Here is a 207-nt window from a genome sequence, read left to right on the forward strand (position 1 = left end):
GGGGCCCGCCGCGACCGGCGTGAGAAGCGCGAGCCGGCCGTCGCCGCAGCCGCCGCGACCGTCGAACCGGCCCGCGTCCTCGTCCACGCCTGACCCCGACGACGCCGCGCACGACGCCTCCAAGACGTGGAGGAGAGCGGGAGATCGTGTGGAGATCGCGTGGATCTCGGCTCCCTAGGTTGGTGTCACCAGCCAACGCAGCACCCC

The organism is Aeromicrobium sp. Root472D3 (assembly GCF_001426485.1).
GTDB lineage: Bacteria > Actinomycetota > Actinomycetes > Propionibacteriales > Nocardioidaceae > Aeromicrobium.